Raw genomic sequence first — 25,144 nt, 5'->3', positions numbered from 1 at the left:
CCGATAATGCCCGCCCGCGCACTCCTGGCCGCAACGACCGATCGCTCAGAGCGTCACCTTCAGGCTGTCGACCGACCGCATCTTCAGCCCCGACCACTTGGGCTCGAACCCGTCCGCCAGCCGCATGTCCGGGAACCGGTCCAGGAGCACGTTCGACGCCATCTCGAGTTCGGACTTGGCCAGCATCGCGCCGAGGCAGAAGTGCCGCCCGGAGCCGAAGGCGAACGTGTCACCGGCCGCCGTGAAGGTCTTCTCGTGGGCGAGGTCGGTCCGGTGGTAGTTGAACGTGTCCGGGTCGGCGAACCGATCCTCGTCACGGTTCGCCGAGGCCATGAGCAGCATCACCAGAGTGCCGGCGGGAAGGCGCATCCCATGGATCTCGACCTCCTGGGTGATCTTGCGACCGTTCATCTGCGACGGCGGACTGATTCGGAGCGTCTCACTGATGGCCGGGATGACCTGCGAGCGGTCGTCCCGCACCTCCTCGAACAGTCCACGCTCGCCCAGGAGGTAGGCGAACATGCTGGCCAGCGCCTTGCCGGTGGTCTCCGAGCCGGCGTTGAGCAGCTGCGTGATGTGCGTGAGGATCTCGGCGTCCTCGAGGCGCTCGCCGTCGATCTCGGCAGTGATCAGGCCGGAGATGAGGTCGTCGCCGAGGTTCGAGCGTCGGTCTTCGACCACCGGGGCGAGATAGTCCCACAGCTCCTCGGTCGCTTGACGACCACTTTCGTCGATCTCCGGGTCGCGGGCGATGTTGCCGAGGAATGCGACATGACGGCTGTACCAGTTGAAGAACTTGTCATAGTCACTGTGCGGCAGCCCGAGCATGTCGGTGATCACGTAGACCGGCAGGTAGTAGCCGAAATCGGCCAGCAGGTCGACCGTGTTGCCCGGCTTGAAGCCGCGCGTGATGTGTTCGGATGCCGATGCGACGGAGCGGTCCAGGATCGTCGCCACGTTGCGCGCGATGACGGGCGCCCACTTCTCCAGTCCCTTGCCACGGAAGTACGGCGTCACCAGAGCCCGCTTGCGGCTGTGTTCCGCGCCGTCCATCTGCAGCATCGACCGCCCGAACACGGGTTGCAGGCTGACTTCGTAGTTCTGGGTGGAGAACAACGGGTTTCGGTAGGCGAACCCGACGTCCGAGTGCTTGGCGATCAGGTAGCCCTGGTAGCCGTCGTCCCAGTGGACTGGGTCCTCGGCCCGAAGCCGGCGGTAAAACGCATCGGGGTCGGCAGCGACCTCGGGCGAGAGGAACCCGGGCAGCGTCTGAGCGGCGGTGTTGCTCATCGAGTCGTCGCCTCCTGTGCGATCTCGTCGAGTCGGTATCCAGACGTACCCCCGGTGAGCGGCATGACGGTCAGCGAGAGTCCGCCGTCCACGGGCAGGTCGACGCCGGTGATGTGCCCGGCCTGCGGGCCGGCGAGGAAGAGCACGGCCCGGGCGATGTCCTCGGCGTGTCCGATCTTCCGCATCGGTGAGACGGCCTCGCGGTAGCGTCGGTTGGCCCTGGCGGCAGCATCCTCGAGGTCGCCGAACGACCGGCGCGTGAGGCCCGTGTCCGTCGGGCCCGGCGAGACGCAGTTGGCGCGGATGCCGTAGCGGCCCCATTCGACGGCCATCTGCTGAATCATCACTTTCAGGGCTGCCTTGCTGGCGCTGTACATACCCAGCGGCGGCGTCGGGTGGGTCGCGGAGATCGATGCCGTCGCGACGATCGAACCGCGCGAGTCACGCAGCGCCGGGAAGGCCGCCTGTGCCAGCACGAAGGTCGCGCGGGTGTTGACGTCGAAGGTCCGCTGATAGGTCTCGAGGCTGAGATCCTCGAGCGGGTCGGCCGAGCTGATTCCGGCGTTGCTCACGAGGGTGTCGAGACCGCCGAAGACCGAGACCGCCTCTTCCACCGCCTTGCGGACGGCCGCCGGATCGCTCAGGTCGACGACCTGCGGCAGGCACTCGGCCCCGATCCCCTGCAGCTGCGAGGCGACCGACTCGATGGACTCCGCGTCGCGGTCCAGAAGCGCCAGCCGCACCTGGCCGGCTCCGTCGCTCTCGGCTGCTCGCGCCGCCAGGGTCGCCACCGCGCGCCCGATTCCACTGCCTGCACCCGTGATGACGTATCGCAACGGAACCTCCCGGATCATTCATTTAGCATTGTAAAATATCACCATAGGAGTGTGCTCCGCCACAGTCAAGCCACGTCCTCAGCCCAGGAGCCGGATTGGCAGAGCAAGGGGCGTTCGAAGCGAGCGGCCGCCCCAGCGGAGGTCGGCTTCGACCAGTCTTGCGTTGGGAAACCTGCGCACGATGGCGCCAAAGAGCGCTGTCGCTTCCATCCGGGCCAGACCGGCCCCCAAGCAGAAATGCGGTCCGAGGCCGAGGGATACGTGCGCGCGACTGTTCGGGCGCTCGATTTCCAGCTCGTCTGCGCGCTCGAAGACCGCAGGATCCCGGTTCGCCGCGGCGAGAACGCCGATGACGGTATCGCCGGCCTCGACCGGCACGCCGTCGATTTCCCGGCTCTCCTTCGCGACATACGGAAGGAAGTGCGCCGGCGTGACGAACCGCAGCAGCTCCTCCACCGCCGCCGGGACACGCTCCGGCTCCGCCACGAGCCGGTCCCACTGATCCGGGTGGCGCAGCAGCTCAAGGAGGCCGATGGCAAGCAGGTTGCTGGTCGTCTCGTGGCCGGCGAAGATCATCAACGCCATCATCGCCATCGCCTCCTCGTGGGAGACCGTGCCGTTCTTCTCCGAATCCAGCAGCGCGGCGACCAGGCCGGTCTCGGAGCCGCTCGCCTGCTGGCGCGCGACGAGCACATCGATGTAGGCCATCAGCTGTCGATAGGCTTCATCGGCCTCGATCGCCGCCTTCTCGGAGTCGGCGTTGAACTTGTTCTCGGCGATTTTCTGGGCCCAGGAATGGACCATGTCGAGGTCGTCGATCGGGATGCCCAAGAGGTCACCGAGGACCTGCAGAGGCAGGGAATAGGCGAACTTCTTGAAGTCGGCCTCACCGCCGCCCTCCGCCAGTGAGGCCAAATTGCGCTCGACCCGTTCATCCACCTTGTCCTGCATTTCGCGGGCCAGGTTGCGCGCCGAGAACGGCGGCTGGACCGCCCGCCGGACTCGTGGATGGTCCGGCGGGTCCATCCGCACCAGTTGATGGAACTCGTGGTCGAGAACGCGACCGAAGGCGGCACTGCCGTGGGGGCTGAACTCCCGCTTCGCGCGTTCGTAACGTGCGGACGTCTTCGCGCCCTGCCGGCTGTAGAGAATGTTGTTGTCGCCGAGCAGCTCGTGCACCTGCTCATGCCGGCTCAGAATCACCACGTCGCCCTGTTTCCAGACCGGGATCTCCTCCCGGAGCCTGTTCCAGGTCGGATACGGATCCGCGAGCTTCCGGCCGTCTCCGGCCAGCAGCGCGAGTACATCGTCCTGCAGAGTGTTCACGCCTACACCTCTACTACGAGCTTGCCGACGACCCGACCGGCGAGCAGGTCGGCGAATGCCGGTCCCGCGGCCGCCCAGCCGGACGCCAGGTGGATCTCGTGGTCGAGCGTTCCCGACACGATCATGTCCGTGAGCGCACGGCGCGCGGCAGCGTTGTCCGAGGCGAAGTCGACGGCCCGGAAACCCTGGATGGTCAGCGACCGGGTCACCAGCCTGAACCAGTTGTCCAGGGGCAACGGCGCGATCACGGCCCCACCGATGCCGGACATCTGCCCGCACAGGGCAACGCGGCCGAGCGGTTGCAGTCGCTCGACGAGTCGCGCGGAAGCCTCACCCCACACGTTGTCGAAGACCGCGTGCAGCCCGTCCGGCGCCCAGCGATCGATCTCGGCCAGCCAGTCCGCGCTACGGTGGTCGACCGCGGTGATGCCGCGCCGCTTCAGGCCATCCACCTTCTCAGGACCGCCCACGACGCCGAGGACGTCGGCGCCACTCGCGGCGATCAGCTGTGCGGCGACCTGGCCCACGCCACCGAAGGCACCGGTCACGACGATCTTCTCGCCCGCACGCGGGCGCAGCACCCGCGTCACGCCGAAGTAGGCTGTCAGGCCGGTCAGTCCGAGCAGACCGACGGCGTGATGGAGTGCGACACCCACCGGCGCCTCATACCGCTCAGCCACCGTGGCCGGGATGCATACCTTCGTGGCCCAAGCGCCGGGCGCGATCACGGTGTCCCCCACGGCGAAGTCGTCACTCCGGGACTCCGAAACGGTGCCGACAATGCCCGCGGGCGGGACGAAGCCGGCACCCTCCGACCGGAGGCGGATCCGCTGCGAAGGATCCAGGGAGGCGTACCGGACATCGACAATGATCTCGCCGTCCGCCGGTCTCGGCAGCTCCCGTTCGACCACCGCGAACGAGCCGGCGGTGATCGGAGCCGCGCCGTCGTGGGTGAGCCGGGCTTCGTGTGTCGTGACCGACGTCGCCATGGACCCCTCCTTACATCTCACAATAAGTTAGCATGGTTAATCAAATGCGCCACCCTTTCCTTCGCAGGGCAGCGAGAGCGCCACGATCGACAAGGCCGCGTTCATCGTCGGCGGCAGATCCGCTGACGAGCACAGCGGTGGAAGATCGCCCTACCGGAGAGGATCGACGGCTCCGTGGGTGCCGACGGTCGCGGCCAGGCGTGCGAGGTGGTGACGCCGGTCGCCCAGCAGGTGCTCGATGGTGGTGAGCCGCAGCGCGTAGTGGCCGACCTGGTACTCCATGGTCAGGCCGATCCCACCGTGCAGCTGAATCGCCTCCTGGCCGATATGACGGCCGGACTCGGCAACCCGGAGCTTGGCTCGCGACGCAGCCTCGATGCCTTCGATCTCGTCGCCGTCCTCGAGCACCATCGACGCCCACAACACCGTGCTGCGGGCGAGCTCGAGTGAGACGTACATGTCGGAGGCGCGGAACGTGAGGTTCTGGAACGCGTTCAGCGGCTTCCCGAACTGGTGGCGGCTGCGCAGGTAGTCGCGGGTGATCTCCAGCGCGCGCTCCATGGCACCGAGTGCCTCGTGGGCGTACGCCACCTGTGCAAGCGCCCGCGCGTAGTTGACCAGGCCGGTGGCGTCTGCCGCCGGATCGCCGAGGGGCTCCGCGGCCACCCCGTCGAAGGACACCCTGGCGGCTCGCCCGCCGTCGTAGGTGCTGAACGACGTCCGCTCGCCCTCTTTCGTCGTGAAGAGAGCCGGCGTCCCGTCGACGTCAGCGACCACGACGAGCAGGTCCGCCCGCGCGCCGTTGAGCACCGGCGAGACGCTGCCGTCGAGCACCCAGGCGCCGCCGGCGCGCCGAGCGGTGACCCCCGGGCCGCCGACGTACGCCGGCAGCACAGTGCCGTCCGCGATCCCGGAGACGTCGGCGCCGGCCCGCGCGAGGAGTCCGCCGCACAGCACGACGGCCTCGACGAAGGGCTCGGGAGCCAGCACGCGCCCGATCTCCTCCGCCACCAGCCCGACCTCGACAGGCCCGGCGCCGATGCCGCCGGCCGCTTCCGGGAAAGGCAGACCGAGTACTCCCATCTCGGCGAGCCGGGCCCACACGGCCTCGTCGAAGCCGGGGTCGTCGGCCGTGGCGTGGCGACGACCGTCGATCGTGGCGTAGGTCTTGCTCAGCAGGCTGCGTACCGCCTCGCGGATCGCGCGCTGCTCGTCGGTGTAGTCGAAGTCCATGTCCTAGAGCCCCAGGATCGTGCTGGCGATGATCTGTCGTTGCACCTCGTTGGAGCCGCCATAAATGCTGGCGGCCCGCAGATGGAGGTAGGTCGCGGCGGCTGGGCGCGTCCAAGCAGGCGCTCCTGCGGCCGGGTCGCCGGAGAGCCCCTGCTCGCCCGCGAGGTTGAGCACGAGCTCGGTGACCGCCTGCTGCAGCTCGGACCCTGCGAGCTTGAGGACGGACGAGGCGGGCTGGGCTCTGCCGTCAGCGGAGTCGGCGGCCACCCGGATCGACGTCAGCTCGATCGCCAGGAGGTCGTTCTCCAGCCGGGCGAACTCTGCCGCGAGGAGCCGGTCCTCGCGCAACCGCTCTCCGGCCCAGTCCTTGGCCTTCGCCAGCAGCCGTTTGGTGCCGCCCACGCCGGCGATCCCCACGCGTTCGTTGCCGAGGAGGAACTTGGCGTAGTCCCACCCGTGGTTCTCCTGACCCACCAGGTTGTCGACAGGGACCCGGACGTCCTCGAAGAAGACCTCGTTGACGAGGAACCCGCCGTCGATGAGCTGGATCGGCCGGACAGTGACGCCCGGCGTCGTCATGTCGATAAGGAGGAAGGAGATACCGGCCTGCCTGCGGGGTGCCGCGGGGTCGGTGCGCACCAGGGTGAAGATCCAGTCGCCGTACTGGGCGTAGGAGGTCCAGATCTTCTGGCCGTTGACGACATAGTGGTCGCCGTCGCGCACGGCCGAGGTGCGCAGGCTCGCGAGGTCCGATCCGGCATCGGGCTCGGAGAAGCCCTGCGACCACCAGATGTCCGCGTTCCGGGTGGGCGGGAGGAAACGCTCCTTGATCGCCTGCGATCCGAACGCGGCGATGACCGGGCCGACCATGGAGGCGTTGAAGGTGATCGGCGGTGGGACGCAGGCCAGCTGCATCTCCTCGTGCCAGATGTGCCGCTGGAGCGCAGTCCAGTCCTTGCCGCCCCATTCGACAGGCCAGTTGGGAACGGCGATGCCGGCCGCGTCGAGCGTTCGCATCGACTCGACCATCTGCTCCTTGGTGAGCTCCTCGCGCGCCGCCACCGTCTCCCGGATGTGTTGCGGCACCTGGGTGTTGAAGAACTCGCGCAGCTCGGCGCGGAAGGCCGCATCCTCAGGTGACAACCTCAGCTTCATGGGAACAGCTGCCTCAGCAATCACTTAGCGTCCCTAAATAATGACCTTCACCGTGACACGGCCGACGAGTCGTGTCAAGGACGGCGCCGCGAGACCGCGTCCGACCTCAACAGGCGAGCCGGCCGCCATCGACGTTGATCACCTCTCCCACTACGTACGACGCCAGGTCACTCACAAGGAACAGCGCCACGTTGGCGATCTCCACCGGCTCCCCCAGCCGTCCGAGTGGCGCCGGCACAGTCCCCTGGAAGATCGCGTGCGAGCGCCTGCTCATTGGGGTGTCGATGACGCCTGGCGCGATCGCGTTCAGGCGGATTCCCTGCGGCGCCAACTCCTTGGCAGCTGAACGCATAAGGGCGTGCACCCCACCCTTGGACGCGCTGTAGTGGGGCAGCCCGGCGAGGCCGTGAACGGCGGCCTCAGACCCGATCAGAACGATCGCGCCGCCCTGGCGGGGAATCATCAACTCGGCCGCAGCCTGCAGGACGAAGAAGGTGCCATCCAGGTTCACGGCCTGCATGCGGCGCCACTGCTCACCGCTGACCGCGGGCAGCGTCAGCACTGGCTCCCGAACCGAGGTCTGGTGAAACGCGAGGTCCTTGATGGCGGGGTCGTCCACGCCGGCGGCGTGGACAACCATGTCGATCGGACCCAGCTCCCGCTCGACATCAGCGAACGCAGTGCGAACAGCGTCGGCATCGGCCACGTCGACGCACAGGCGGAGCGCCGCTGCGTCGGCCTCATCCTTGACCCCCGCGGAGTGGTCGATCGCGGCGACCCGCGCTCCCTTGTCGGCAAAGAGCGCGCATACCGCGGCACCGATTCCCGACGCCGCACCGGTGACGAATGCGATCTTGCCCTTGAGCATGTAGTCGTCCTCCCGCCCTACAACAGCACTCCGGTGCGCGGGTCACGCGTTAGTTAGCGTGATGTAGCAACTCGCATGATTGCGACGCGCGTCACACACTGTCAAGGCCCGCCTTCACCGAATCTGGTTGCAGGTGCCGCCGACTCGACACGCACCTTGACAACCATGGGATCGCCCGCCACGGTGGCCAGGATACACTTAGCCTAGTTAAGCACTCGTGACGCGGCTCGTCCACGAGGGACGAAAGGAGATCCAAAGGTGCGGCTTGAGAACACCGCGGCGATCGTCACCGGCGCAGCCTCGGGCCTGGGCGCGGCCACGGCGCACGCCCTGGCCAGCCGAAAGGTGCAGGTGTTCGGCTTCGACCTCCCCTCGGCGATCGAGCGGGCCGCCGAGATCGACGGTGTCACCTACGTGGGGGTCGACGTGACCGACGCCGACCAGGTCGCTGCCGCTGTCGCCACCGCCGCATCGACAGACTTCCCCCTCCGCGCCGCCGTCAACTGCGCCGGCATCGCACCCTCGATGCGCATCCTGGGCAAGAAGGGACCCCATGACCTCGCCCTCTACGCCCGGGTCATCCAGGTCAATCTCGTCGGGACCTTCAACGTTCTCGCGCTGGCCGCGGCGCAGATCGCTACCGCCGAACCCCTTGAGCACGGACAGCGCGGTGCGATCGTCAACACCGCCAGCATCGCGGCATACGAGGGCCAGGTCGGCCAGGCTGCATACGCGTCCTCCAAGGGAGGCGTGGTGGGTTTGACCCTGCCCGCGGCTCGCGACCTTGCGCAGTATGGAATCCGCGTCAACACCATCGCACCCGGGATCGTGGAGACGCCGATGCTGGCGACCGTATCCGAAGAGTTCCGCGCGGGGCTCGCCGCCGGCGTTCCCTTCCCTCAGCGCCTCGCGCGACCCGACGAGTACGCCGATCTTGCGCTCTTCCTCCTCGAGCATGACTACCTCAACGGTGAGGTCGTCCGGATGGACGGCGCTCTGCGTATGGCGCCACGCTGACGGTTACGCGGCGGCGGTGCGGACCAGGGTGCGGATCTGGCGGAGCAGCACCGAGATGGCGGACAGGTCGCCCGGGGACAGGCCGTGGGCACACCCGGGGTCGCCGCGGCGTGGCACGAGCAGGGCCGGTCGGTCATGTGGACACAGCCATTGCAGCTACGGACCGACCTGGCTGAGCCACCCCCGCTTTCATGGAGCTTCTTGATCATGGTCTGATGGCCGTGGGGAGGAAGATCCGTGGCAGCACCGAAGAAGTACCCCGACGAGTTGCGAGTACGTGCCGTGCGCTTGTATCGCGAGTCGACCCGAAGCCGGTGATCCCCGACAGTGACCTTGCTCTGCGGCCATGCTGCGTCGGTATCAGAACACGCGGGCGGCACGGCGCATGGCCTGGGTCACGGCGCTCGGGGTGACACGGCCGGCGATCCACCGTGGTGGTCGAACTCGAGGGGACCGCCGTCACGTAACGCGACCTCGCCGCCTCCGGCAGGGCTGCCGGCTGCTGGTTGGCCCTCGTACGTGGATAGACGAATGTGGGAATCGCTCAGCTATGTCGGCCGCAGGTGTACGCCATGGCCACCGCGCCGCGGTTACACGCCAGCTGGTGGCGGACTTCCACACGTCCGCCACCAGCCGGATCGGCGACACCTACCGCCGGGTCAAGGTCGTCTCACCGTGGGCTGGGTGGAGCGGGCCGCCGTCGATGTCCGACGCGCGGCGCCAGTGGTCCGAGGTAGGCGTTGCGGAGTAGCCACTCGGTGCTGTTACCACCAGCCGCTGCAGCTGGTGTTGCATGCACGCAGCAGAAGCTTGTGCACGTCGGTGTAGCTGCCGCTGCCGGTGCCGCCCCGACCCGTCAGGTTGTAGACCAGGCCGTCCTGGCTGGCTTGGACGTACACACGGGACGATGCGCTGTTCACCGAGAGCGTGCCGTAGTACAGGCCGTCGCCGTCGGGGTCGTTCCAGCTCTTGCACACAGAGGCCGTACCGCCGCCGCCAGCGTACAGCGTCGTGCAGCCGCTGGCCGCGTGGGCCGCCGTGGCCGGCACCGCGACCGAGATGCCGGCCACGGCGGCCGCGACGGCCAGGGACTTGACCAGTTTTCCAGGCATTGTTCCTCCCGATTCTCGACGCGGGCATCCGCGTCCAGACACGTCGCGCCGGCTCGATGGCCGCAATCGCGTAGCTCTCCCGATGGCTGAGACGGCTGTCAACGTGTCGACATCAAGAGGATGGAATGCCGGTATAGAGTTAATGCTTAACGAATTCCTAATTGTCGATGGGCGGCCCGGTAGCAGCATGATCGATACGCCGACGGAGATTCGCTTGCTGGGGCCGGTGGAGATCCACGTCCAGGCACGGGTCCTGCCCATCGGCCCTCCTCAGCAGAGACTGGTGCTGGCCGCGCTAGCGCTGGACGCCGGCCGCACGGTACAGGTGGAGAGCCTGATCGACCGGGTCTGGGACGAGGTCCCCAACGGAGCGCGCCGGACGCTGCACGTGCTCATCGCTCGCCTGCGCCGCATCCTCCAGCACGGCGACACAGTGGTCGCGCCAATCGTGCACCGTTCCGGTGGATATGTCCTTGACATCGATCCGCGTCTAGTCGACATACTCCGCTTCCGCAACCTCGTGGAGCGCGCCAACGAGCCGGACTGCTCACCCCGCGACGAAGTCCGGTTCTTGCGCGAGGCCCGGCAGTTATGGCGTGGAGATCCGCTTGCGGATCTGTCCGGAAGATGGGCGTTCGGTATCCGCGACACCTGGTTGCAGCACCATGTGGCCGCCATAACGGCCTGGGCCCGGGCCGAGGTGGCGGCCGCCAACCCGGCCGCCGTCATCAGCCCGCTCGTGGAGCTGACAGCCGCCTATCCGCTCGTCGAGTCCTTGGCCGAGGTTCTGATGCGGGCGATGTTCGCCGTCGGCCGCACTGCCGATGCGCTGGACCGTTACCTGGCGACCCGGCAGCGCCTCGCCGACGAGCTCGGCGTCGACCCGGGGCCCGATCTGGAGGGGACCTACCGGGCGATCCTCCGCGGCGATCTGGAGGTCCGGTCAACCCGGACGCTCGCGTCCCAAACGGCAGCACCGCGGCGGGTAGTGCCGGCGCAGTTGCCCGCCGATGTGGCAGGGTTCTCCGGCCGCAACGAAGAGCTCGGCCAGATCGATGCCGTTCTGGCCCACGCCGGCGCGCCGGACTGGGACAGGTATCCGACGGCCGTGCCCATCCTGGTGATCTCCGGCACGGCGGGAGTAGGCAAGACCGCCCTGGCCATCCGGTGGGCGCACCGGGTCGGTGACCGGTTCCCCGACGGTCAGCTGTACCTGAACCTGCGCGGATACGACCCCGATCAGCCGATGACCGCAGCCGACGCGCTGGTCCGGTGCCTGGCCGCGCTCGGGATACCCAACGCCGAGATCCCGGTGGACCTGGAGGACTGCGCGTCGCGGTACCGCACCGAGATCGCCGGCCGCCGTATGCTGATCGTGCTGGACAACGCCTCGTCCGTCGAGCAGGTGCGGCCGCTGCTGCCCGGCACCGGCTCCTGCGCGGTACTGGTCACCAGCCGTGATAGCCTCGCCGGCCTGGTCGCCGTGTATGGCGCCCGCCGGCTCGACCTGGAGCTGCTGCCGCACTCCGACGCGATCGCCCTACTCCGGTGCCTGATCGGGGCTCGTGTCGACGCGGCCCCGGCGGCGGCCGCCGTTCTCGCGGACCAGTGCGTCCGGCTGCCGCTCGCCCTGCGCATCGCCGCCGAACTCGCCGTCTTGCACTCTGCCACACCACTGGCCGACCTTGTCGCCGAGCTGGCGGACCGGCAGCAGCGCCTGGACCTGTTGGACGCCGGCGGCGACCCGCGCGCTGCGGTGGCTGCGGTCTTCTCCTGGTCGTTCCAGCATCTGCCGCCGGCAGCGGCCCGCGCCTTCCCGCTGCTGGGCCTGCATCCCGGCCCCGACCTCGATGTCTACGCAGCGGCCGCCCTCGCCGACACGACCCTGGCGCAGGCACGCCGTATCCTCGGCGTGCTGGCCCGTGCCAACCTCGTGCGTACCACCAACGCCGGCCGGTACGGCATGCACGATCTGTTGCGCGCCTACGCCACCAGCCTGGCCACCGGGGACGCCGCCGCCGAGGAGCCGCAGAGTTCGCTCGGCCGACTGTTCGACTACTACCTCGCCGCGGCGGCGTCCGCGATGGACGTGCTCAACCCCGCCGAAACGCATCGCCGCCCCCGAATTCCACCGCCCGCTACGCCCACCCCCGAGTTCGCCGATTCGGACATGGCCCGCAAGTGGCTGGACGGCGAGCGGTTCACCCTCGCCTCGGTCACGGCCTACACTGCTGCGCACGGGTGGCCGGACCATACCGTACGGCTGTCCAACACCCTGTTCCGCTATCTCGACAACGGCTACTACACCGATGCGCTAGTCATCCACCGGCACGCCAACGGCGTGGCGGAGCGTAACGGCGATCACGTCGCGCAGGCCCAGGCGCTGCTCAATCTCGGCGTGACGGAGGCACGGCTGGCTCGCTATGCAGCGGCGGCCGACCACTTCAGACGATCGATCCTGCTGCACCGTCAGGCCGGCGATCTGATCGGAGAGGGCCGGGCGTTGAGCAATCTCGGCAGTGTCGAGCAACGGCTTGGTCGCTACCAGGCGACCGTCGAGCACAACGAACAGGCTCTGGCGCTGTTCCGAAAAGCCGGCGACGTGATCGGCGAAGCTCGCGCGCTCGACAACCTGGGCTTTACCGAACGACTGCTGGGCCGCTACGAGGAAGCCAGCGCGTACCACGGCCGTGCCTTGGCGCTGTTTCGCGAGGCCGGCGACGTGATCGGCGAAGCCGCCTCACGGGACAACCTCGGCACCGCGCAGCAGCTCCTAGGCCGCTACGAAGCCGCCGAGGAACAGTTCAGTCACACACTTGCGCTGTATCGCGGACTGAACAATCCCCGCGGCCAGGCCTGGGCAAAGCACAGCCTCGGCGATCTCCATACCCGCCTGGGCCGGGCCGATGAGGCCGCCGAGCATCACCGGCAGGCCCTGGCCCTCTTCCGTGAGATCGGTGAACGGGACGGCGAGGTGTGGGCGCTCAACGGCCTCGGGGAGGCCGTCCACAACGCCGGCCGACCGTCCGAGGCCCTCGTTCACCACCGCAACGCCCTGTCCATCTCGACCGAGACCGGCGCGCGGGACCAGCAGGCCCGAGCCCACCGCGGTCTCGCCCGCGCCCACCACACACTCAGCGACACCACCCTTGCACAGGAACACTTCGCAGCGGCTCTCGCCCTCTACACCGATCTCGACATGCCCGAAGCGAACAACGTACGCACAGATCTCGCCGCCCTGGCCGCGCGTAGCCCCTTGACGTCTCCGTCCGGACCTGGAGGTCCCTCCGCCCCGGCGACCGCATCGAGTTCGCGACCCCGCCACTGACCGAGTTCCGCCTCGCCGCGGGGCATCCTGCTGCCAACGGACATCACCCAGCGGCTCGCCGGGGCGGGGACGGCACGCAAGGCCCGTCCGGGCGCAGCGGGCGTCAAGCCGGCCGCCGCAGCAGTGCGCGCATGACGCCGGCCGGCGGGTGTGCACCGACCGTGCCCATGCGTCCTGCCGAAGCCCACCGGCACAGCCCGCCGTTCGTACGGTTCAGCTGGCCTACGGCGAGCCGTGTGGTTGACGGACTCTTCGGCGGCGAGCAGCAACGCGCCGATCATGCTGGCCCGGCGGCCGTTGCCGGGCCGGAACCCGACGACCCGCGCGTCGCAGGTGCTGACGAAGACGTGCTTGCGCCCGGGCTGCCAGTCCCAGACGTGGGTGCGCCTGCCCGCCGGCTGGCGGATCGTGCACGCCCACGCCTCCCGCGAGCGTCAGGGCACGAACACGACCCGGTCCGGCGTTGCGGCGGCGGTCCACGCCGGCCCGATCTCGGCCAGCGGCACGGCCCGGGCCCGGACCTCGATCGCGCCCTCGGTCACCGCGGTGGCCAGGGCCGGCAGCTCGGCGACGATGTCGCGGGCCGGGACCGAGCCGATGCCGCTGCCGACGATCTGCAGCCGGGCCGAGCGCAGCGCCGCGGACGGGATGGCCGCGCTCTGGCCGGCGACCGAGCCGATCTGCACCCACGTCAGCGGCGCGCTCCGGTCGCCCCGGGCGGTGAGCATCGGGATCAGGGCGGCGGCTGTCGGCTCGCCCCACACGTAGTCCAGGACGACGTCGACGTCGGCGGCGCGCTCGAGCTCGTCGAAGGTGACGGTCGCGTCCGCGCCGAGGGCGCTCAGCGCGGCCAGGCGGACCGGGTCGCGCCCGGCCGCGACGACCTCGGCCGCGCCGGACAGCTTGGCGATCTGCACCGCCATCCGCCCGGCGTTGCCGGTGGCCCCGAGCACCAGGACCCGTTGCCCGGCGGTGAAGCCGATGCGGCGGCGCAGGGCGATCCAGGAGGACATGGCCGGGTTCATCGCGGCGGCGATGCGCACCGGGTCGACGCCGTCGGGCAGGACGACGCTGCGGCGCGGGTCGATGAGCGTGCGCTCGGCGAACATGCCCAGGACGGTGTCGTCGAGCACCGCGTAGCGCAGGTTGCCCTCGCCGTCACGCACGACGCCGTCGACGCCGGGGACCAGCGGGAAGCGCCCGGCGCTGGAGTAGTGCGCGCCGGTCGCCCGGGATCGGGTCAGGTGGTGCAGGCCGGCCGCGAGGACCTCGACCGGCAGCTCGCCGTCGCGGCCGGCGCCCGGGTCGGGGTGCTCGCGGTAGACCGGGACGGCGTCGGGGGACGTGAGGACGGCGGCGCGCATGGAGCCCTCCAAGGCAGATGGTTTGCATTACCAATATTCTCCAATGATGGTTGGTACTACCAATCATGTCAACTAGGATGGCCGCATGACGTCCGACGACGACGCGCTCATCGACGGCCTGGTCCGCAGCGCCTTCCAGGTGATGGGCGCGCTGACCCGCATCGGGGCCGAGCACGACCTGTCGCTGACCCAGCTGCGAGTGCTGGGCATCCTGCGCGACCGCCGGGCCCGGATGACGGAGCTGGCCGCGCACCTCGGCCTGGACAAGTCGACGCTGTCCGGCCTCGTCGACCGGGCCGAGCGCCGCGGCCTGCTGGCGCGCGGCCGCAACCCCGGCGACGGCCGCGTGGTCGACGTCTTCATGACCCCGGCCGGCCACGAGCTGGCCGAGCGCGTCGAGGAGCAGCTCCGCCGCGCCCTGGCCCCCGCCATCGAGCGGCTCGACCGCGGCCGGCGCGACGACCTCGCCGGCCTGCTCGAGCCGCTCGTCACCCCGCCGCTGCCGGTCGAGGCACGCCCGGCCCCGCGGCGCTGACCATGACAGCGTCGTACGGGGCGGCACTGAGCGCCGCCGCTACCTCTTCGGCCTCCGCGCCCAGGTGCAACAGCAGCAGCCGGCCTGGACCGGCGCCAGGACTGTCTGCCCTGCCGCGGACTGCCGCGGACTGCCGCGGACTGCCGCGGACTGCCGCGGACGAGGGCGGCCCCCGTTGCGGCCATGAGGGGCGTTCGGCGGCCGCAGCTCACAGTCCGAACGCCTGGGCGACCTGTGCCGTCAGCGCGTCCTCGGTCGTCGTGGTGTCGACCTCGATGACGGGCAGCCCGGCCACGATGAGCGCGGTGGCGGTGGCGGTGGCGGCGACGCCGGCGAGGGCTAGGGCCCGGCGCCGGCGGGGCGCCGGTGCCGCGCGGTCCGGCGGCATCTCCAGGAAGGCGGTCATGACCTGCTGCTTTCGGGCGAGGAGCCGGTCGGCCGGGAAGTCGGGCGGTTCGGGTCTCATCGCATCTCCCCCAGGGCCAGCCGGGACGTCACCGACGAATCAGTGCGCTCCGCCAGGAGAACGCGTCAAGAAGTCGCCGATGACCTCTCCCTTTGCGGGTCCGCACACGGCGCCTCGCGGTCGGTCGATCACGCGGTTCAGCTGAGGCGGAACGCCTGCGTCTGAACGGCTTCCAGGAAGGCGGTCAGGGCGGGCGTCCGGGGGCCGTCGCGGGTGACGGTGAACAGGCGGCGGCGGAGGTCCGTCTCGGCGATCGGGCGCACGGCGATCGCCGCGTCGTCGCGGGGGATGGTCAGCGGCGGCAGCAGCGCGACGGCGCCGGTGGCGCGGACGAGTTCCAGTTGGACGTCCGCGTCGCTGGAGCGGTGGCGGAGGTCCGGCTCGTACCCGCCGAGCGCGCGGCACGTGCCGACCACCATCGCATGGTGGCCGGTGCCTTCGGCGGACGCGGTCCAGACGTCGGCGCGCAGGGCGGCCACCGGGACCGGGGTTGAGGCAACGGCCAGGGGGTGGGCGGCGGGCAGGACCAGTCGGAGCGGCTCCTCGTACAGCACCTCGAAGCGCAAGCCCTCGGCTCGGGGGCGGGGGTGGCCGTCGTACTCGTCGCCGATCACCAGATCGACCGTGCCCAGGCGGAGGCCCGGCAGCGACTGCTCCAGTTCCAGCTCGAAGATCTCCACGCGCAGCCGCGGGTGCTCGGCCTGCATCCGGGCCACGGCCGGGATGAGCAGCCGGCGGGCCGCGGACTGCAGGCCGCCCGCGCGGACCGTGCCGCGGACCTCGCCGCTCAGCGCCGCCAGGTCGGCCGTCGCCGCCTCGGCCGCGGCCAGCAGCAGGCGGGCGTGGCCGGCGAGCAGGCGGCCGGCGTCGGTGAGGCGCAAGCCGCGGCCGGCCTTCTCGAACAGCCGCGCGCCGGTCTCCTTCTCGAGCAGGGTCAGCTGCTGGGAGACCGCGGAAGGGCTGTAGCCGAGCGCCGCGGCGACCGCGCCCAGCGTGCCGCGCTCCTCGAACTCGCGGAGCAACCGGAGACGGCGAAGGTCCATGCAGAAAATCTAACGAATCAGCTCCACGAATCGTCACTGGACCCGATGAGTATGGTGGCCCATGCTCGACGCCGTGGGACCCGCACTGTGTCTGCTCTCCGCCGCGTGCTTCGGCGCGATGGCCATCTTCGGCAAGTTCGCCTACGCCGCCGGGGTCACCCCGGCCACGGCACTGCTGGTCCGATTCACCATGGCCGCGGGGATTCTGGCGGTACTCCTGGTGCTGCGCCCCACCCTCCGCCGCACAGGCCAGGCGCTGCGCCGCCGCGCCGTGCTCATCGCCCTCGGCCTCGGCGCCGTCGGCTACGCGGCGCAGGCCGGGTTCTACTTCGCCGCACTGGAGGTGATGGATGCGGCGCCGCTGTCCCTGATCCTGTACACGTACCCGGTGCTCGTCACGGTCGGCGCGGTACTGCTGGGAAGGGACCGCCTGACGTCCAGGCGCACGGCCGCGCTCGTGGCGGCGTCCGGCGGCACGCTGCTCGTGCTGCTCGGCGCCGCCGGCGGCGGTTTCCGGCCCCTCGGCGCACTGCTGGGCCTGGGCTCGGCGATCACCTACACGGTGTACATCCTCGTCGCCGACACCGTCGTGGACGAGCTGCCGCCCGTGCTGCTCACCACGCTCGTGATGACCGGCGCGGCCGGCACCTTCGGCGTGCGGGCGCTGCTCACCGGGGACCTGGGCCTCGGCTTCCGGCCGGTGGGATGGTGGTGGCTGGGCTGCATCGCGGTCGTGTCCACCGTCATGGCGGTGCTCGCGTTCTTCGCGGGCCTGCGCCGGACCGGCCCGTCGACGGCGGCGATCCTCTCGACGTTCGAGCCGGTGGTGACCGCGGGCCTGGCGGCCGTCGTGCTCGGCGAGTCGCTGACGTCTGCCCAGCTCGCCGGCGGCGGCCTTGTGCTGGCCTCGGCCGTGGTGCTGCAGATGGGTCAGACCATGAGATCGGCGTCGGGCACGGTCGTCGTCTCGGCCCCGACGAGCACGACGACACCGGTCTCGTCGTCCATCTCCAGGTCTTCGTCCGTCCAGCGCAGCGGCAGGTAGCCACCGAAGGCGACGTGCTCCAGCCGTGCGGGGGGTCTCCAGCCCCGCGTCGACCTGCTGGAGTGTGCCCGCGCGCAGTGCGAGCGGCTCGCCCTCGCGGGTTCGGGTGTGGGCTTCCGCGGGCCTCCACTTCGGGATCGGCGTGCGTCCGCGGCCCGGTCCACGCGTCGCAGCGGACCGGCGTGCTGTTGTTGAGCCGGCGCCGCGCAAGGAAAGCGGCTGACCCTCACGTCGCGTCAGGCCCAGAGGGGTGGGGTACGTGACTGACCACTGAGCCGTTCCGCGGCATTCAAGTGCGTGCTCATCCAGGACCTCGACTCGGACACCGCCACCTGGCCGTAGTGATCGAACTCGCTATGTCTCGAAGTGCATTGTGGCGAGTGCGTGCTTGGCGGCATCCTGTTGCGGTGGCGGAGGCCGTGGCCAGAGAGCCAGCGGGGCGGCGATGGCCGTTCGCGGCGCGGGAAGGGCTGCTCGATCAGGTCTTGAGCGCGCTGGGTGCAGCGGCGCTCGGGGGCCCACCGACGGCCGTCCTGCTGTGCGGGGAGGCCGGGGCGGGTAAGAGCCGGCTCGCCGAGGAGAGCGTCGAGCGGCTGGTCGCCAACGGGCGGCCCACCGCCCGGGTCACCGCCAGCGCCAGCCTGGCACAGATCCCGCTCGGTGCGCTGGTCGCGCTGCTCGGCAGCGGCCCCGGGGGCAGCGCCGCGCTGGGTGAGGTCGGGCGGGACCCGCTGCGGCTCTTCGCGCTCGCCCGGGATGTCGTGCTTGCCCGCGGTACCGGCGGACGGCTCTTGCTGTTCGTGGACAACCTGCCGCTGCTCGATGCGGCGTCGGTCGCGCTGGTGGCTCAGCTGCTGCACGCCGGGCTCGCCGATCTGCTGGCCACCGTGCGGGCCGGGGAGCCGCTGCCGGACGCCTTTCTCGCGCTGTGGAGCGGCGATCGGGCCGTACGGGTGGACGTACCGCTGCTCAGCCGGGCCGACTGCGACCGGGTGCTCGCCGCCGCCCTCGGCGCGCCCGTCGCCGCCCGCAGCGCGGCCGAGCTGCACCGGGCCAGCGGTGGCAACGTGCTGTTCCTGCGGGAGCTGGTGCTCGGCGCCCGCGCCGCGGGGACCCTCGCCCAGGTGGCCGGGGTCTGGCGGCTCAGCGCGGCACCCGGCGGGACGCCTGCGCTGCGGGACCTGATCGCCGCCCGGCTGCGCGGGCTGGACCAGGCGGAGCTGACCGTGCTCCAGCGCCTCGCGCTGTGCCAGGGCCTCGCCGTCGACGAGCTGCCCGGCCCCGACGACCGGCGGATCCTGTCCCGGCTCGACGAGGCCGGGCTGGTCGGCGTCGAGGAGATGGGCGAGCGGCTGTTCGTACGGCTCGCGCATCCGCAGTACGCGCCGGTGATCACGGCCGGGCTCTCCCGGCTGCGGGCCGCCGACCTCCTGCTCGAACAGGTCGCCCGGCTCGAACCGGTGGCCGGCGAACCTGCCGACCAGCTGCGGGTGGCCATCTGGCGGCTGAGCGCGACCGGCTCCGCAGACCCGGGGCTGCTGCTGCGCGCCGCGCGGGTCGCCCGCGCCGGGCACGACTTCGCGACGGTCGAGCGGCTCGTCGCCGCCCGGGACGGCGCCACCGACGATGACGCGCCGGAGGCCCTGCTGCTGCTCGGCGAGGCCCAGCGCGAGCTCGGGCGGCCCGCGGAGGCCCTGGCCACGCTGCAGCGGGCGGCTGAGCTGCCGGCCTCCGCCCGGCTTCGGGTGCGCATCGCCACGGTCCGCGCCGCCGTTCTGGCGTACCAGCACCAGCGCACCGACGCCGCGCTCGCGGTGCTGCGCGAGGCGCGCCGCGCGGCCCCCGGCCACGAACCGGCGCTGGTGACGGTCGCCGCGACCCTGCTGGGCAGCGCGCACCGGACCACCGAAGCCCTGGCCGAGCTGGCCGCGGCCGGGCCACCCCGCCGGCTCGGCGTCGACGACCGGGCCCGGTGGGCGGTGGCGGCGGCCCGGGCCTACACGGCGGCCGGCCGCGGTACCGACGCCCTGGCCGCGGCGGACACCGCCGTCGCCCTCACCAGCGGCGACGCGACCCCCACAACCCACACGACCGCCGGCCACAGCGCCGACGCCCTCGCCGCGGCCGATACCGCCGTCGCGCCTGGGGGCGGCGAGGCGGGTCTCGCGGGGCAGCCGCACCGGGCCGGGCCGCTCATGGTTCGGGCCGAGGTGCTGGCCGACGCCGGGCGGATCGACGAGGGCATCGCCGTGGCGCGGGTCGCGCTCGTGCGGGCCGTGGACGACGGCGTCGAGCGGGTGGTGTGCTCGGCCGAGTGGTGGCTGGCCCGCAACCTCCTGCTCGCCGGGCGGCCGCGTAGCGCCGCGCGCTGGTGCCGCGACGTGGTCAGCGGCGCGCGGGTGCACGAGCTGCCGACGCTGCTGCCGCTCGGGCTGGCCGGGCTCACGGTCGCCTCGGCGTGGCTCGGTGACGCCGCCGGGGCCGCGGCCGCCTGGGCACAGCTCGCCGCCGGGCCGGATAGCGCGGCCGAGCCCCGGGACCCGTGGCTGGCCGCGGCGGAGGCGTGGTGCCAAGCGGTCAACGGCGACGCCCGCGCGGCGGTCGGGACGCTGGTCCGGGCGGCCGACGCGGCCGTCGAGCGGGGTCACGTCGCGGCGGCCGCGGCGCTGCTGCACGACGCGGCCCGGCTGGGACAACCCGGCGTGGCCGCGGCCGGCCTGGCCCGGCTGGCCGAGGCGGCCGACAGCCCGCTCATCGCCTCCCGGGCCGCCTGCGCGACGGCGGCGGCGCGGCGGGACGACGCCGGGCTCACGCTGGCCGCCGAGTGGTTCGAGCGGCAGGGCGCCCTGCTGTTCGCCGCCGAGGCGGCCGCGGCCGGGGCGCAGGCCGCCCGCGCCGCCGGCTCGGCCCGCCGGGCGGCGGCACTGCTGGCCCGGGCGACCGCGCTCGCCGCCCGGTGCGAGGGCGCCGCCACCCCGGCGCTGGCCCTCACCGAGCCGGCGCAGGCGCTGACCCAGCGGGAGCGGGAGATCGCCACCCTGGCCGCGGGCGGGCTGACGAGCCGGGACATCGCGCAGCGGCTGCGGCTGTCCGTGCGCACGGTCAACAACCACCTGCAGGCCGGCTACGGCAAGCTCGGCATCACCGGCCGCGACGAACTGCACCGCGCCCTCGGCCGCACCGCATAACAGCCAAGCCACGCACCGCCAGACGGCCGCGCAAGACGAGCCACCCGGACGCCCGCACAACCAAAGCCGCTCCAAGCCGTGCAAGCGCCGGTCGGCGGTCAGTCCACGACGGCGGGGCGCAGGGCCTCGATCCGCTCGACGACGGCGCTCACCGCGGCCGGCTCGACCCCCAGATCGCGCAGCGAGGCGGCCAGGTGCTCGCAGAGCCGGTCGAACGCCTCGCCGGTGATCGCCCGGCCCGCGTGGGCCTCGGCCAGCTCCCGCCCCGTGTAGAGGGCGGGCCCGTCCAGCGCCGCCGCCAGGAAGGCGTGCTGGTGGGCCCGCAACCGGCCGAGGTCGATGCCGGCGAACCACGGTGCCAGGTCCGGGTCGGCCACGATGCGCTGGTAGAGCACCGTGACCGTGGCCCGGATCACCGTGGATCCGCCCAGCTGTTCGTACAACACCGGCGGCCGTCCTTTCCGCGTTCCAGCGGTACGAACTGTACTGCCGCGGGTCAGCTCAGCGGCACGACGTCGGTGAACGCCAGGCGCTTGGCCGGCCCCGACCCGTCGCCGTTGACCGAGGCGGTGAGCGTCTCGAACTCCTCGACCACCAGCCGGCCGACGGTCGACGGGGTCGGCACCGTGCCCTGCCACACGGCGACCGCGCCACCCGGCTGCAGGGCAGCGGCCAGGGTCACCGGCGGTGCCGCCGCGCCCGCGTCGACCCAGCCGAGCTCGCCGCCGACGCCGGGGTCGCGGACCTGGGCGGTGACGACGACCGTGCCGGGGCCGGGGCCCGCGCCGGTGGCCTGGAACGCCGGGCCGGTCATCGTCACCTTGGCCTGGCCGGGGCCGGCCGCGTCCCGCTGCACCGTGACGGTCCGGTCGGGGGCCAGGTTGGTGAAGTCCAGCACGACGGGCGCGGACAGCTTGCAGCCCTGGATGGCATCCGGCTGGTACCGCACCAGCGCCAGGCGCACGAACGGCGTGTACCCGGGGCCGAGGTTGACGTCGATGTCGCAGTACCACAGCCCGCGGGCGGGGTCGTAAGCCACCGCGTGTCCGGCGACGTCGACCGGCTCCGGCGCGCCCTCCAGGTCCAGCGCGGTGCCCTGGACGACCGCGTTGGGGAACGAGTTGACGGTCGGCCCGGCCGGGAGGTTGCCGGCGGTGAGGTACACCGGGTCCTCCCCGACGAGCGTGGTGAGCGCCTTCATGCGATCGCGGGCGCCGGCCGCGGCGGGCGTGCGGTCGATGACGACGCCGAGCAGCTCCCCGTCGCCGGAGGTGAACCACGGCCGCTCGAGGTACACGCGCAGGCCCCCGCCCTTGCGGATGCTCGTCGTCGTGTCCCCGGCCACGATGCGGTTCCAGCGGTACTGCGGGATCGTGTACGCCACCACGGGCGCCGCCGGCTTCGCCGTGGCCAGGATGTTGCGGGTCACCGGCGCCGTGGTCTCCCGCGTGAACGGCGGCACCGCGTAGTCGACGGTCACGGTGTGCCCGAGAGGGATGCCGGACGGGTCGGTCCGGGCCAGCGTGCCGGAGTCGAGGTCCACGGTGTAGTCGCGGCCCTCGGCGTATTCGCCGTGCTCGTCGCAGACCCGCACCGAGCCGGGGGCGAGGCCGTCGACGTCCAGGACGACCTTCGCCGCGCCGAGCGTCACTTCCTTGCGCTCCGCGAAGAAGTGCGTGAACGCCGAGGTGGCGACCGCTTTGTAGGTGACGGTGCGGTGCCGGGTGTCGCCGAACTCGTGGCGGGCGCTGATCGGCAGCGAGTTCTCCATGTCGGGGTCGTCGGTCACGGTGAAGCCGAACGCGGCCGCGGTGACGGTCCGGCTGACCGGCGCCGGGGTGCCCGGCCCGCGGTCGACCTGCTCGGTCCACTCGCCGTAGACGTCGACCCGGGCGGTGCTGGCCCGGTGCAGGTCGAGCACGTCGGTGTAGGCGGCGAAAGTGCTGCCGGCCGCCCGCTGCGGCTGGAACGCGCCGAACTCCGGGGTGGCCAGCGGCTGGCGCACCGCGTGGACGAGGGTCAGGGTGCGGTACGGCGTCATCATCCAGTGCCGCCCCTCGACCGCCGCCTGGTGCAGGGCGGCCAGGGTGCCGGCGGAGGGCTTCGAGTCCTCGATGAGCTGCCAGACCGCCAGCTGCGGCAGGTCGTCGTCGTAGACGTAGCAGCTCACCCGCAGCTCGGTCCGGGCCGCCTTGGGCAGCGACACCTTCAGCTCCTGGGCGGCCGGGTCGTACGCGGCCCCGGGCGCGCCCTCCTGCACCTTCATCCGGACCGGCCGCTGCTGGAACCAGGGGTCGCCGGCGTTCGGCGCGAAGCTCGCCTTGAACACGCCTGCCTGCCCGGGCAGGCCCTGGACGGCCACGCCGCGGGCGATCGGGTCGGGCAGGTACGGCAGCTCCAGCTGGTCGACGTCGAAGTGCACCTGGTCGATGCGACCCGGGTCGGGGCTGGCCTGCTTCGACGCCTCCAGCGACCCGCCCTCGCGGGAGGTGATCTGCGCCCAGGCGGCCGGGTCGAGCGCGCCGCCGCTGTCGAAGCGGCCGTGCTGCTCGGCGACGATCTGTGCGCTCTGTGGCGGTACCAGATGGGCCTGGGTGTCGCTCTTGGCCGGGGTGTCGTAGTTGGAGCGGATGACGAGCCGGCCGACGTCCTCGCCGGTGGTGCGCGCCCGGCGCAGCGCGACGACCGGCGACTGCACCGGCTCGTAGCGGCCAAAGCGTACCGGCGGGGTGAGCGTGGCCGGGTCGGCACCGGCCGGGCTCGCGGTGAAGCGCACGGAGCGGCCGGCGATGTCCACCGCCCGCATCCGGAACCGGTAGGTGCGTCCGAAGCGCAGCGCCGGCAGGGTGCCCGGCGCCGCGCGGAAGCTGACCTGCAGCGGGTACACCGTCGGGTTGGGCTTCTTCTCCGGCGTCTTGTCGACGTTGTCGGCCGGGTCGATCGCCGTGCCGGGCTTGGGCGCGGAGAGGCTCCAGCCGTTCCAGCGGAACATGGTCTCCTGCAGGTACAGGTCGGGCGACGACCCGTCGGCGGCGCTGGTCGTGCCGAGGGTGAGCGTGCCCTCGTCGGTGATGTCGAGATCGGTGCCGGTGCCGGTGAAGGTGTACTTCCCCTGCCGGGCGTTGAGCTGATGCCACGCGTTGGTCACGGTGTCGTACACGTCCACGCGGTAGCCGCGCACGAGGTCCTCGGCGTCGAGGAGCACCGGCTGGTTCGCCTCGGCCGCGTCGTAGATCTGCTTGGCCCGCTGCAGGTCGGCGGCGAGGGTGGCGGCCCGCCCGACGCGGGCCACGGAGAAGCCGCCGGTGCGCAGGCTCGGCAGCGAGTACGAGTCCGGCTGGCCGGCGTAGACGTGCTCGCGCGAGCGCTGGAGGTTCACGGCCAAATCGAGGGCCTTGACCGCGGCGCCGTCCGGGTCGACGCCGATCACCGCGTAGCGGGTCGTGTCGCCCAGCGGCAGCAGCCCGCCGACCAGCTCCGGGGCGGCGGCGCGCGGCGCGGCGGTGAGCGCGCCGGCGGCGATGCGGACCCGGACCCTGGGCAGCTGGTCGGTGCTGGCGGCGATCGACGGCGACCAGGACGGCACGGCCGACAGCTGCCCGTCCAGGGGCCCGGCCGACAGCGCGGTGCTGGGGATCTGCAGGTCCACGACGATGCCGAGCAGGCGCTGCAGCTCCGGGTAGTCCGAGGTGAGCGCCAGGATGTCGTGGAAGTCCAGGTCCGGCGGCTTGATCTCGACGAGCTGCTCGCCGCGCGGCCGGTGGAACCGGCGCAGCTGCCAGAAATCCAGGGCGGGGGCGGGCGCGCCGGGCGGGACCGCCTTGTTCTGGTTGAGGATCTGCTCGATGATCTGCTCGGCGTTGCGGGTGCCGGTCTCGCGGTCGTAGCTGATCGGGCCGAGCAGGTCCGGCCCGGTCAGCTCGGTGTACGACGGGAAGGCGGACGGGTTCGTCACCGCGAGGCGCTGGTAGCGGGTCAGCAGGAACTGCGTCACGTTGCGGACCGGGTACGAGCGGATCTTCCGGTTCGCCAGATCGTTGAACGCCTGCGGCCGCACGTAGGTCGTGCCCGGCAGCAGCGCCTTCCACAGGTCGCTGCGCGGCTTGGACACCATGGTGGCCGGGATGAGCTGCGGCTGCGGGGCCTCCAGCCGCAGCGCCCAGTCGATCTTGCCCAGGCGGGCCGGCCAGTCGAGCCAGTCCGGGAACATCGACAGCGACGGGCGGGGCAGGTTCTCGTCGGTCCGCAGCCGCGGCGCGACGTGGACCGAGACGACGGTCGTGCGGGCGGCCGGGGTGCCCGGCACCGTGGGCACGGCGGTGAAGACGACGGCTTGGCTGCGCATGGTC

General features: G+C 71.6%; 18 protein-coding genes and 1 pseudogene. 6 read left to right on the top strand and 13 right to left on the bottom strand.

Translation table 11 applies throughout. The annotated features are described in order from the left end of the window. Positions 1–45: 45 nt before the first annotated feature. From ABT369_RS50575 to ABT369_RS50545, 7 genes are all read right to left on the bottom strand, one after another. Entirely contained in the window at positions 46–1,290 is a 1,245-nt protein-coding gene (locus ABT369_RS50575; protein ID WP_350624576.1) for a cytochrome P450, read from the bottom strand. Beyond that, the gene (locus ABT369_RS50570) at positions 1,287–2,144 is read right to left on the bottom strand and encodes an SDR family NAD(P)-dependent oxidoreductase (RefSeq protein ID WP_350624574.1); all 858 of its coding nucleotides are present in this window, start codon (positions 2,142–2,144) and stop codon (positions 1,287–1,289) included. The genes ABT369_RS50575 and ABT369_RS50570 overlap by 4 nt, the downstream gene beginning before the upstream one ends. A 60-nt stretch (positions 2,145–2,204) precedes the next feature. Beyond that, complete coding sequence (locus ABT369_RS50565) at positions 2,205–3,452, bottom strand: cytochrome P450 (protein WP_350624572.1); 1,248 nt, start codon at positions 3,450–3,452, stop codon at positions 2,205–2,207. Between the two features lie 2 nt (positions 3,453–3,454). Further along, entirely contained in the window at positions 3,455–4,441 is a 987-nt protein-coding gene (locus ABT369_RS50560; RefSeq protein ID WP_350624570.1) for a zinc-binding dehydrogenase, read from the bottom strand. Positions 4,442–4,591: 150 nt separating this feature from the next. After that, complete coding sequence (locus ABT369_RS50555) at positions 4,592–5,674, bottom strand: acyl-CoA dehydrogenase family protein (protein ID WP_350624568.1); 1,083 nt, start codon at positions 5,672–5,674, stop codon at positions 4,592–4,594. 3 nt (positions 5,675–5,677) lie between these two features. Further along, on the bottom strand, positions 5,678–6,829 hold the full coding sequence (locus ABT369_RS50550) for an acyl-CoA dehydrogenase family protein (RefSeq protein WP_350624566.1): 1,152 nt from the start codon (positions 6,827–6,829) through the stop codon (positions 5,678–5,680). A 106-nt stretch (positions 6,830–6,935) separates the two neighbouring features. Continuing rightward, positions 6,936–7,697, bottom strand: coding sequence for an SDR family NAD(P)-dependent oxidoreductase (locus ABT369_RS50545; RefSeq protein WP_350624564.1), 762 nt, complete (start codon positions 7,695–7,697; stop codon positions 6,936–6,938). A gap of 258 nt (positions 7,698–7,955) precedes the next feature. Between ABT369_RS50545 and ABT369_RS50540 the strand changes: the two genes are divergently transcribed. Beyond that, positions 7,956–8,714 (top strand): SDR family oxidoreductase, encoded by a 759-nt coding sequence (locus ABT369_RS50540; RefSeq protein WP_350624562.1) that lies wholly within the window; start codon positions 7,956–7,958, stop codon positions 8,712–8,714. 764 nt (positions 8,715–9,478) lie between these two features. On the opposite strand, the gene ABT369_RS50535 is transcribed toward ABT369_RS50540, so the two are convergent. Next, on the bottom strand, positions 9,479–9,826 hold the full coding sequence (locus tag ABT369_RS50535) for a hypothetical protein (protein WP_350624560.1): 348 nt from the start codon (positions 9,824–9,826) through the stop codon (positions 9,479–9,481). Positions 9,827–10,013: 187 nt separating this feature from the next. On the opposite strand from ABT369_RS50535, the gene ABT369_RS50530 reads away from it, so the two are divergent. Both ABT369_RS50530 and ABT369_RS50525 read left to right on the top strand, forming a co-directional pair. After that, entirely contained in the window at positions 10,014–13,154 is a 3,141-nt protein-coding gene (locus ABT369_RS50530; RefSeq protein ID WP_350624558.1) for an AfsR/SARP family transcriptional regulator, read from the top strand. A 279-nt stretch (positions 13,155–13,433) separates the two neighbouring features. Beyond that, positions 13,434–13,571, top strand: a pseudogene (locus tag ABT369_RS50525) (hypothetical protein); the annotation flags it as partial. Between the two features lie 17 nt (positions 13,572–13,588). Here the strand turns inward: ABT369_RS50525 and ABT369_RS50520 are convergent. Further along, positions 13,589–14,518, bottom strand: coding sequence for a quinone oxidoreductase family protein (locus tag ABT369_RS50520; RefSeq protein ID WP_350624556.1), 930 nt, complete (start codon positions 14,516–14,518; stop codon positions 13,589–13,591). A gap of 85 nt (positions 14,519–14,603) precedes the next feature. On the opposite strand from ABT369_RS50520, the gene ABT369_RS50515 reads away from it, so the two are divergent. Continuing rightward, positions 14,604–15,053, top strand: coding sequence for a MarR family winged helix-turn-helix transcriptional regulator (locus ABT369_RS50515; RefSeq protein WP_350624554.1), 450 nt, complete (start codon positions 14,604–14,606; stop codon positions 15,051–15,053). A 208-nt stretch (positions 15,054–15,261) separates the two neighbouring features. Here the strand turns inward: ABT369_RS50515 and ABT369_RS50510 are convergent, their stop codons facing one another. Together ABT369_RS50510 and ABT369_RS50505 are read right to left on the bottom strand one after the other, a co-directional pair. Next, complete coding sequence (locus ABT369_RS50510) at positions 15,262–15,519, bottom strand: hypothetical protein (RefSeq protein ID WP_350624552.1); 258 nt, start codon at positions 15,517–15,519, stop codon at positions 15,262–15,264. A gap of 137 nt (positions 15,520–15,656) precedes the next feature. Then, positions 15,657–16,562: a LysR family transcriptional regulator gene (locus ABT369_RS50505; protein ID WP_350624550.1), complete on the bottom strand. Its 906-nt coding sequence runs from the start codon at positions 16,560–16,562 to the stop codon at positions 15,657–15,659. A 73-nt stretch (positions 16,563–16,635) separates the two neighbouring features. On the opposite strand from ABT369_RS50505, the gene ABT369_RS50500 reads away from it, so the two are divergent. Continuing rightward, positions 16,636–17,607 (top strand): DMT family transporter, encoded by a 972-nt coding sequence (locus ABT369_RS50500; RefSeq protein ID WP_350624548.1) that lies wholly within the window; start codon positions 16,636–16,638, stop codon positions 17,605–17,607. A 356-nt stretch (positions 17,608–17,963) separates the two neighbouring features. Further along, on the top strand, positions 17,964–20,795 hold the full coding sequence (locus ABT369_RS50495; RefSeq protein ID WP_350624546.1) for a helix-turn-helix transcriptional regulator: 2,832 nt from the start codon (positions 17,964–17,966) through the stop codon (positions 20,793–20,795). A gap of 98 nt (positions 20,796–20,893) precedes the next feature. Here ABT369_RS50495 and ABT369_RS50490 read toward each other — a convergent pair whose 3' ends face one another. Both ABT369_RS50490 and ABT369_RS50485 read right to left on the bottom strand, forming a co-directional pair. After that, positions 20,894–21,241 (bottom strand): group I truncated hemoglobin, encoded by a 348-nt coding sequence (locus tag ABT369_RS50490; protein WP_350624544.1) that lies wholly within the window; start codon positions 21,239–21,241, stop codon positions 20,894–20,896. A gap of 50 nt (positions 21,242–21,291) precedes the next feature. Continuing rightward, positions 21,292–25,140 carry a hypothetical protein gene (locus tag ABT369_RS50485; protein ID WP_350624542.1) on the bottom strand — a complete coding sequence of 1,283 codons (3,849 nt, stop codon included), beginning with the start codon at positions 25,138–25,140 and terminating at the stop codon, positions 21,292–21,294. Positions 25,141–25,144: the final 4 nt, after the last annotated feature.

Origin of the sequence: Dactylosporangium sp. NPDC000244 (assembly GCF_040300725.1) — a bacterium.
Classification (GTDB): domain Bacteria; phylum Actinomycetota; class Actinomycetes; order Mycobacteriales; family Micromonosporaceae; genus Dactylosporangium.
The sequence above is the reverse complement of the archived record's forward strand: the minus strand, read 5'-3'. Positions and strand labels throughout refer to the sequence as shown.

Bases quoted from the DNA above. Each gene is read 5' to 3' on its own strand.
- ABT369_RS50510 (WP_350624552.1), bottom strand. From the start codon at position 15,519: ATGAGACCCGAACCGCCCGACTTCCCGGCCGACCGGCTCCTCGCCCGA.
- ABT369_RS50575 (WP_350624576.1), bottom strand. From the start codon at position 1,290: ATGAGCAACACCGCCGCTCAGACGCTGCCCGGGTTCCTCTCGCCCGAG.
- ABT369_RS50560 (WP_350624570.1), bottom strand. From the start codon at position 4,441: ATGGCGACGTCGGTCACGACACACGAAGCCCGGCTCACCCACGACGGC.
- ABT369_RS50495 (WP_350624546.1), top strand. From the start codon at position 17,964: ATGTCTCGAAGTGCATTGTGGCGAGTGCGTGCTTGGCGGCATCCTGTT.
- ABT369_RS50545 (WP_350624564.1), bottom strand. From the start codon at position 7,697: ATGCTCAAGGGCAAGATCGCATTCGTCACCGGTGCGGCGTCGGGAATC.
- ABT369_RS50555 (WP_350624568.1), bottom strand. From the start codon at position 5,674: ATGGACTTCGACTACACCGACGAGCAGCGCGCGATCCGCGAGGCGGTA.
- ABT369_RS50505 (WP_350624550.1), bottom strand. From the start codon at position 16,562: ATGGACCTTCGCCGTCTCCGGTTGCTCCGCGAGTTCGAGGAGCGCGGC.
- ABT369_RS50535 (WP_350624560.1), bottom strand. From the start codon at position 9,826: ATGCCTGGAAAACTGGTCAAGTCCCTGGCCGTCGCGGCCGCCGTGGCC.
- ABT369_RS50520 (WP_350624556.1), bottom strand. From the start codon at position 14,518: ATGCGCGCCGCCGTCCTCACGTCCCCCGACGCCGTCCCGGTCTACCGC.
- ABT369_RS50485 (WP_350624542.1), bottom strand. From the start codon at position 25,140: ATGCGCAGCCAAGCCGTCGTCTTCACCGCCGTGCCCACGGTGCCGGGC.
- ABT369_RS50530 (WP_350624558.1), top strand. From the start codon at position 10,014: ATGATCGATACGCCGACGGAGATTCGCTTGCTGGGGCCGGTGGAGATC.
- ABT369_RS50550 (WP_350624566.1), bottom strand. From the start codon at position 6,829: ATGAAGCTGAGGTTGTCACCTGAGGATGCGGCCTTCCGCGCCGAGCTG.
- ABT369_RS50515 (WP_350624554.1), top strand. From the start codon at position 14,604: ATGACGTCCGACGACGACGCGCTCATCGACGGCCTGGTCCGCAGCGCC.
- ABT369_RS50570 (WP_350624574.1), bottom strand. From the start codon at position 2,144: ATGATCCGGGAGGTTCCGTTGCGATACGTCATCACGGGTGCAGGCAGT.